Genomic DNA, 7578 nt, shown 5'->3' on the forward strand with positions numbered 1-7578 from the left:
CCAGAAGTGAAACCGGAAGATCCGAAAGAACCGAAGGAGCCAGAAGTGAAACCGGAAGTAAGATTGGAAAAATTAATTAAAGAGCCGCAAGTAAAAACAGAAAGAGAATTACCGAAAACAGGGGCAGCGTCTCCATGGATGATGTCAGTTGGTGCTGGAATTTCATTCTTAGTTGGCGGAGTATTATTCGTATTAGGTAGAAGAAGAAAACAATAATTTTTTTAGACGAAAAGCACACTGAGTTCGATAGTTTATCGAATTCAGTGTGCTTTCGTGGTATATAAAATAAAAGCTCCTTCCACGTATGGAAGGAGCTTTTATTTCTACATATTAAAACATGCTTGAGCTATGCATTGGTTGAAGTTTTGCATTTGGATCGAAGTAAGCTTTTGCATTGTTTACTGCTGTTGGTGCTTCACCGAAGCCGCAAGCAATGAGTTTTACTTTTCCTTCATATGTACAAATGTCACCAGCAGCGTAAATGCCAGGAATATTTGTTTCCATTTTTGAATTTACAAGGATGCTGTTTTTTTGTATATCTAAGCCCCAGTTTTTAATTGGGCCAAGAGAAGAAACGAAGCCATAGTTTACAATTACGTCATCAACATCGATGATAACTTTTTCTTCCGTTTTTACGTGCTGAAGAACGACTTGTTCAATTTTGTCATCACCAATGAGTTCAACTGGAACATACGGTGTACTTACTTCTGCACGAGAATTCATTAAGTTTTCGACGCTATGTTCATGCGCACGGAATTTATCGCGGCGATGAACGATTGTAACTTTTTCAGCGATCGGTTCTAACATCATTGTCCAATCAACAGCTGAATCGCCGCCGCCAAATACTACGACGCGCTTACCGGCAAATTTATTCATATCATCAACGAAATAATGTAAGTTTTTCTTTTCATACTTTGCTGTACCTTCTAATTCTAAGCGGCGTGGTTGGAAAGCACCATTGCCAGCAGTAATAATAACTGATTTAGAATAGTGAGTTTGCTTATTCGTAACAAGTTTAAATATACCGTCAGCTTGTTTCTCAAGCGTATCGACAGCTTCTTCTAAACAAACGGTTGGGTCAAATTTCTTCATTTGCTCTTTTAAGTTATCAACTAATTCTTGTGCGCGCACTTTTGGGAATCCAGCTACATCATAAATGTATTTTTCAGGGTAGAGTGCGGATAATTGTCCTCCAAGTTGAGGTAAGCTTTCAATGATTTTTACACTTGCTTGTCTCATACCGCCATAAAATGCTGTGAACAGCCCTGTTGGACCACCACCAATAATTGTTATGTCGTAAACTTTTTGATTTTCTGCCACTTTCATTCCCCCTATAGATGGAATTTTGATATTGATTTCATATATTGTTCATATGTACACGAAAATCCTGCAAATGATGACACTTTCAAATAAATGATAGCATATTTGAGTTCATAATACTTCTGAAAACGACTGAATTGTGTGTAAGTTTTCGCATAGGTTCTTTTTTATTGTATAAAATATACAGAAAGGAAAATACATGAAAAAAAGTCTAAAAAACCCTTGAAAACGCTATGTTATTTTAAAATATTGATAATTCTCCAGACGCTTGAATTCTGGAATAAAACCGACTAATATAGGGAAGTATTATGTTAAATTTCTATGACAAAATTCGTACGATTTTTTGACTGCGTTTTGTTATGATATAGAATGTGATAAATTCCACATTCTTGACAAATAGAGTTTTTAGTACTTGGTATTATTTCTCATTACTATTATATAAAGAAAAGGGTTGTGATTTGGTGAAGACTCCAAAAATCGTAGTTTTAGGTGCAGGTTATGGCGGGATGATTACGACTGTTCGTCTGCAAAAAGCATTATCTGTAAATGAAGCTGAAATTACGCTAGTAAACAACAACAGCTATCACTACCAAGCGACTTGGTTACACGAGAGCGCAGCTGGTACATTACAAGATGAAAAAATCTGTCTAGATATTCAAGACGTTATTGATACAAATAAAGTAAACTTTGTACAAGACACAGTAGTAGAAATTAAAGCTGCTGAAAAACGCATTATCTTAAAAGACGGCGAGTTAGAGTATGACTACTTAGTAATTGGTCTTGGTTTCGAATCAGAAACATTCGGAATTACAGGATTAAAAGAGCATGCATTCTCAATCGCTAACATTAATGCAACTCGTGAAATTCGTGAGCATATGGAAGCTAGTTTCTCTAAATATGCAACTGAACAACGCGATGAGTTAGTAACAATCGTTGTTGGTGGTGCTGGATTTACTGGTATCGAGTACGTAGGTGAGCTTGCAAACCGTGTTCCTGAACTTTGCAAAGAGTACAATGTACCACGTGAAAAAGCACGTATCATCTGTGTAGAAGCTGCTCCAACAGCACTTCCAGGTTTCGATCCAGCGTTAGTAGAATACGCTGTAAAACAACTTGAGAAAAAAGGTGTAGAATTCCGCATCGGTACAGCAATTAAAGAAGCAACTGAAGAAGGTATTATCGTTGCGAATGGCGATGACACTGAATTAATTAAGTCTGAAACAGTAGTTTGGGCTGCAGGTGTTCGTGGTAACGGTATTGTGGAAGAGTCTGGATTTGAAGCAATGCGCGGACGTGTAAAAGTTGATGAGTACATGCATGCTCCAGGATACGAAGATGTATTCATGGTTGGTGACGCAGCGTTAATCATTAATGAAGAAATTAACCGTCCATACCCACCAACAGCACAAATTGCAATTCAACAAGGTTACAATATTGCACACAACTTAACTGTATTAGTTCGTGGTAAAGGTGAAATGAAAAAATTCGCATTTGATAATAAAGGATCTGTATGTTCTTTAGGTCATGACGATGCAATGGGCGTTGTTATGGGTAAAAAGTTAACAGGTTGGAAAGCTTCCTTCATGAAGAAAGTAATCGATAACCGTTACCTATTCTTATTAGGTGGACCTTTATTAGTTCTTAAAAAAGGTAAATTAAAGTTCTTTTAATATATAGTAGAAAAAGCAGAAACGGCTAAGAGCTGTTTCTGCTTTTTTCATATTAAAAATATAGTATAATATAAAAAGAAAGAATATTCTGTCCGTTCTGAAAGAGGAGGTTATTACATCATGGAGAAACGAGGGAAGGTATGGCTAGCTGTTAGTGGTTTAGTAGCTACAAAAGATGGTAGGTGGCTATTTGTTAAGAAGAAATACAGTGGATTAAAAGGGAAATGGTCTTTACCGGCTGGTTTTGTAAATGAAGGTGAGACGGTTGATGAAGCTGTGAAACGCGAAGTGTTAGAAGAGACAGGCATTGTCGCTCATGTGAAGGGGATCATTGGTGTTCGATCGGGTGTTATTCGTAATGAGATTAGTGATAATATGATTATTTTTCTTTTGGAGCCTGAAGGAGAAAATATTATTATACAGGAGAAAGAATTGTCTGAAGTGGCGTTCTTACATCCGGATAAGATTGTAGACGATCCGAATACGTCTGTGCTTATTAAATATTTGTTAGAAGGAAGATCAGAACTACATCTTGAAGTGGACAAAACATTAAATCCAGGCGAACCATTTGGTTATACAGCTTATCACGTATTTACGGCACGTGCGAAGGAGAGGGGAAAAGAGTGAGTATACCGGTACTACTTATTTCAATGATGTTATTCTTTATTTTGTTCTTTGGAATTGGATTTTTACTCAACATGATTTTGCGAGCTACTTGGGTAATGGTTATTGTGTATCCGATTGTTTGTATGCTTATTATTAATAAAGCGAGTATGTGGGATTATTTTTCAAAACCGAAAGAAACATTTTCTTCATTTGGGACAAGTGTATCGCACTTAGGACAAGCAGACGTATTTATTCTATCTACTGGATTAGTAGGGGCTGCTTTAGCAGGAGTCGTAATCAAGAAACTTCGGAAAAGCGGATATCAAATGTTTTAATCTCCAATTAAGTTGGAGGTTATTTTTTTGCATATTCCTTCATGGTATAGGGAATGATTAACGATGAAGGAGTGTGGAATATAAAAATGTTAAAACGATATTGTATTCGCATTATGATGACTTGTTTACTTGCAATTGCATTATGCGTAACATGGAATGCTTTCACAGGAGTTTCTTTATTAGAGATTGTAAAGAAGTATGAGGGAACGAGTGCAAAAGAAGTACATGCAGCAGAAGTTAAGAGAAATGTTGCTCCGAGTAAAGAAGTGATAAATGCTTTAGAGCAGGCAAACGACTGGTCTAAATATCGTTCAATTGAAATGACTGCAACAGGTTATACATCGGGGATTGAGTCAACTGGTAAGAGGCCGGGACATCCAGAGTATGGTATTACATATTCAGGTGTTAAAGTGAAAAGGGATTTATATTCCACAATCGCTGCGGACTTACGCGTATTTCCGATTGGAACGATTCTATTCGTACCAGGTTATGGATATGGTGTAGTAGCTGATAAGGGCGGTGCAATAAAAGGAAACCGTCTTGATCTATATTATGATACGGTGAAAGATGTTTATAGCCAATGGGGTAAGAAAAAAGTAAATGTGTACGTAGTAAAAGTAGGAAATGGTAAGTTTACAGAAGAAGAGTTAACGATGTTAAATCAAGACGAAACGATGCAAGTGTTTCGTGGTCAATATTTAAAACAAAGATAGTCTAGTCGTAATTACGCTAGACTTTTTTTCTTGGCTTATTTCATAATAGAGGGGATTTTACACGTCATATAACTGTAGTTAGAATTGTCGCATTTTATCGAAAATAAAGTTATAATGGTGGTAGAGAAATTTAGGGGGTCTGAACATGTTTCAAGTACAAAAAGAATTAGCAGGTCATGAAGCAGTAATTGTTGCTTTATTTGAAGAAGAGAAAATGAGTAGTTTTGTACAAGAACTGGACAAAGCGTTTGAAGGACAATTACAAGTTTTACTAGAAGAGAAAGAATTATCTACGAAGAAAAAGGCCATTTCGAAAGTGCATAGCTTAGGAAAAACAAATGTGAAACGTTATTACTTTGTTGGTTTAGGCAAGAAAGAGTCTTACACGACAGAAACGTTACGTGCGGCTCTTGGTAAGGCATTTAAAACACTGCAAGCAGCAAAAGTACAAGATGCAGCAATCTTACTTGATTCTTTCGTAACAGAGAAATTAGACGCGATTGATGTCGCTCATATTGCAGCAGAGGTACAAGGCCTTGGTACATATGAATTACAAACGTATAAATCAGATAAAAAGGATCGTGTAGAGTTAGAGAAGTTCACGGCTATTACATCGGAAGATGCACAAGAAATTGAAGCCGCATTAACAGTTGGCTACGTACATGGACGTGCAACAAATTCAGCTCGTACACTTGTAAATATGCCGCCAAACGTATTAACAGCGACAAAGCTTGCTGAGTATGCTGTTGAATTAGCGGAGAAGTATGATATGGACTATAAAGTTCTTGAGAAAGAAGAGATGGAAGATCTTGGTATGGGTGCGTTACTTGCAGTAAACCAAGGTAGTGTAGAGCCACCAAAAATGATCGCTCTTATTTATAAGGGAAAAGAAGAGTGGAAAGATGTCATTGGGTTCGTTGGAAAAGGTATTACATACGATACAGGTGGTTATTCTTTAAAACCACGTGAAGGCATGGTTGGTATGAAAGGTGATATGGGCGGTGCAGCTGCTGTATTAGGTGCGATGGAAATTATCGGTGAACTTCGCCCAGAACAAAATGTGATCGCTGTTATTCCTTCAACTGATAACGTTGTAAGTGGTACGGCATTTAAGCCAGACGATGTAATCACATCTATGAGCGGAAAAACAATTGAAGTATTAAATACGGATGCAGAAGGTCGTCTAGCTTTAGCTGACGGTATTACGTATGCGAAAAAACTTGGTGCAAACTACCTTGTTGATGTTGCAACATTAACAGGCGGTGTAATTGTTGCACTTGGAAACTATACGACAGGCGCAATGACAAATAATGAAGAGTTATTTGAGCAAGTGCTAGAGGCTTCTATGGAAACAGATGAGCCAATTTGGCAACTACCGATTTTTGATCGTGATAAAGAACGCGTTCGAAACAGTAAGTTTGCTGATTTAAATAACTCACCAGGCCGTGAAGGACATGCGGTTATGGCAGGTACATTCTTAGGCGAATTCGCTGAAGATACACCGTGGGTACACTTAGATATCGCTGGAACATCAGAAACAAAAGGCGCGCACGACTTAGGTCCAGCTGGAGCAACTGGTGCAATGGTACGTACACTTGCAACACTTGTGGAGCGTTTTGGAGAAGAATAAGAGTATAAGTGAAGACTGTTCCAATATTTTAGAACAGTCTTCTTTTTATAGGTTTGTTTACCCCGCTATTTGCCGGGTAGTAAGACTCGCACCCAAAAATTCAGCGAAAGCAAAGCAGTTAGGTGGGGTTGTCGTAAAAGCCCGATTGGTGAGGGCTGATTAAAGTTTCACTTTATAAAGAAATCGTATACAAAATCCCGTTTAAAGCAAAAGAAGTACGGCCCGTTTCTTCAGAGACAACTAATATAAGTGCATCACTCTTTTCTGATAAGCCAATTGCAGCTCTGTGACGTGTTCCTAGCTCAGGATCAACTTCTGTACTTTTCGTTAAAGGAAGAATATTAGCAGCTGAGACAATATGATTATTTTTTACGAGAACGGCACCGTCATGAAGAGGGTTACCTGGATAAAATATTGATTCGAGTAATGGTGCAGTTAAATGAGCGTTTAATGTCGTTCCAGTTTGAATGAGAGCTTCAAGCGTCTCGTTTCTTTCCACAACGATAAGAGCACCATGTTTTCTGGCGCTTAAGTGTTGGATAGCTGTCGTAATAAAAGATGAACTTTCCGTATAAGGTGATAAATATGCCTGAATATAGTATGTAGCTGCCAATGTTTGTACATTTGCTAACATATGATGAATATCTTCCATTTTGCATAAAATACATTCGTCTTCTTTATCGATTGCGTTCCTCATAATCGATAGTTCTTTTTCAGCAATTTCAATCATTTGCTTTGTTTGTATTTTGAGCTCTTCTGACAAGCCCCATTCGTGCATAATCCTCATTCCCTTTAGTGGAGTATTTAACAATAGTGTATACAAATATTCCTAGTAAAATCCTGCTAGATTTTATAAAATATTGAGATACAGCATGTTTTTTTCATATAATAAAGGTATGACGAGCGAGAGGAGAGAGAAGAATGAATTGGAAACAAGAATTTAGTCGCTGGCTTTCTTACGCACAATTAGATGCAGAATTAAAAGAACAGCTAGAAAATATGAAGCAAGATGAGAAGAAAATCGAGGATAGCTTTTATAAAAATCTAGAGTTTGGCACAGGTGGTATGCGTGGTGAACTTGGTGCTGGTACGAACCGTTTAAACGTATATACAGTTCGTAAAGCAACAAAAGGATTAGCAAGCTTTATTGAAAAATTAGGTGAGGAAGCGAAAAAACGCGGTGTTGTTGTAGCCTATGATTCTCGTCATAAATCACCTGAGTTCGCAATGGAAGTTGCTGCTACACTTGGGGCACGCGGTATCACAACATATGTGTTTGAAAGCTTACGTCCAACGCCAGTACT

8 protein-coding genes and 1 pseudogene are annotated in these 7578 nt (G+C 37.6%); 7 read left to right on the forward strand and 2 right to left on the reverse strand.

Annotated elements, in window-relative coordinates:
* The coding region (locus BLT20_RS29770) for an LPXTG cell wall anchor domain-containing protein (protein WP_073340471.1) at positions 1-216 on the forward strand (216 nt) is incomplete at its 5' end.
* A 114-nt stretch (positions 217-330) separates the two neighbouring features.
* On the opposite strand, the gene BLT20_RS29775 is transcribed toward BLT20_RS29770, so the two are convergent.
* Positions 331-1320: an NAD(P)/FAD-dependent oxidoreductase gene (locus BLT20_RS29775; RefSeq protein ID WP_000829785.1), complete on the reverse strand. Its 990-nt coding sequence runs from the start codon at positions 1318-1320 to the stop codon at positions 331-333.
* 461 nt (positions 1321-1781) lie between these two features.
* Between BLT20_RS29775 and BLT20_RS29780 the strand changes: the two genes are divergently transcribed.
* The 5 genes from BLT20_RS29780 to pepA all read left to right on the forward strand — a co-directional run bounded on the left by BLT20_RS29780 (position 1782) and on the right by pepA (position 6274).
* Positions 1782-2990 (forward strand): NAD(P)/FAD-dependent oxidoreductase, encoded by a 1209-nt coding sequence (locus tag BLT20_RS29780; RefSeq protein ID WP_000856612.1) that lies wholly within the window; start codon positions 1782-1784, stop codon positions 2988-2990.
* Positions 2991-3110: 120 nt separating this feature from the next.
* The gene (locus BLT20_RS29785) at positions 3111-3617 is read left to right on the forward strand and encodes an NUDIX hydrolase (RefSeq protein WP_000415315.1); all 507 of its coding nucleotides are present in this window, start codon (positions 3111-3113) and stop codon (positions 3615-3617) included.
* Positions 3614-3931: a YuiB family protein gene (locus tag BLT20_RS29790; protein ID WP_000027016.1), complete on the forward strand. Its 318-nt coding sequence runs from the start codon at positions 3614-3616 to the stop codon at positions 3929-3931. Before BLT20_RS29785 ends, BLT20_RS29790 begins: the two co-directional genes overlap by 4 nt.
* A gap of 86 nt (positions 3932-4017) precedes the next feature.
* The gene (locus tag BLT20_RS29795) at positions 4018-4644 is read left to right on the forward strand and encodes a 3D domain-containing protein (protein ID WP_000920103.1); all 627 of its coding nucleotides are present in this window, start codon (positions 4018-4020) and stop codon (positions 4642-4644) included.
* 145 nt (positions 4645-4789) lie between these two features.
* Positions 4790-6274: a cytosol aminopeptidase gene (pepA, locus tag BLT20_RS29800; RefSeq protein WP_000487946.1), complete on the forward strand. Its 1485-nt coding sequence runs from the start codon at positions 4790-4792 to the stop codon at positions 6272-6274.
* Between the two features lie 172 nt (positions 6275-6446).
* Here the strand turns inward: pepA and cdaS are convergent, their stop codons facing one another.
* Complete coding sequence (gene cdaS / locus BLT20_RS29805; protein ID WP_000545252.1) at positions 6447-7052, reverse strand: sporulation-specific diadenylate cyclase CdaS; 606 nt, start codon at positions 7050-7052, stop codon at positions 6447-6449.
* Positions 7053-7195: 143 nt separating this feature from the next.
* Here cdaS and BLT20_RS29810 point away from each other — a divergent pair.
* Positions 7196-7578 (forward strand): annotated as a pseudogene (locus BLT20_RS29810) (phospho-sugar mutase); the annotation flags it as partial.

The sequence above is a fragment of the Bacillus sp. cl96 genome (assembly GCF_900100505.1).
GTDB lineage: Bacteria > Bacillota > Bacilli > Bacillales > Bacillaceae_G > Bacillus_A > Bacillus_A cereus.

Coding starts and splice junctions, on each gene's coding strand:
- BLT20_RS29785 (WP_000415315.1), top strand. CDS start 3,111: ATGGAGAAACGAGGGAAGGTATGGCTAGCTGTTAGTGGTTTAGTAGCT.
- BLT20_RS29795 (WP_000920103.1), top strand. CDS start 4,018: ATGTTAAAACGATATTGTATTCGCATTATGATGACTTGTTTACTTGCA.
- pepA (WP_000487946.1), top strand. CDS start 4,790: ATGTTTCAAGTACAAAAAGAATTAGCAGGTCATGAAGCAGTAATTGTT.
- cdaS (WP_000545252.1), bottom strand. CDS start 7,052: ATGCACGAATGGGGCTTGTCAGAAGAGCTCAAAATACAAACAAAGCAA.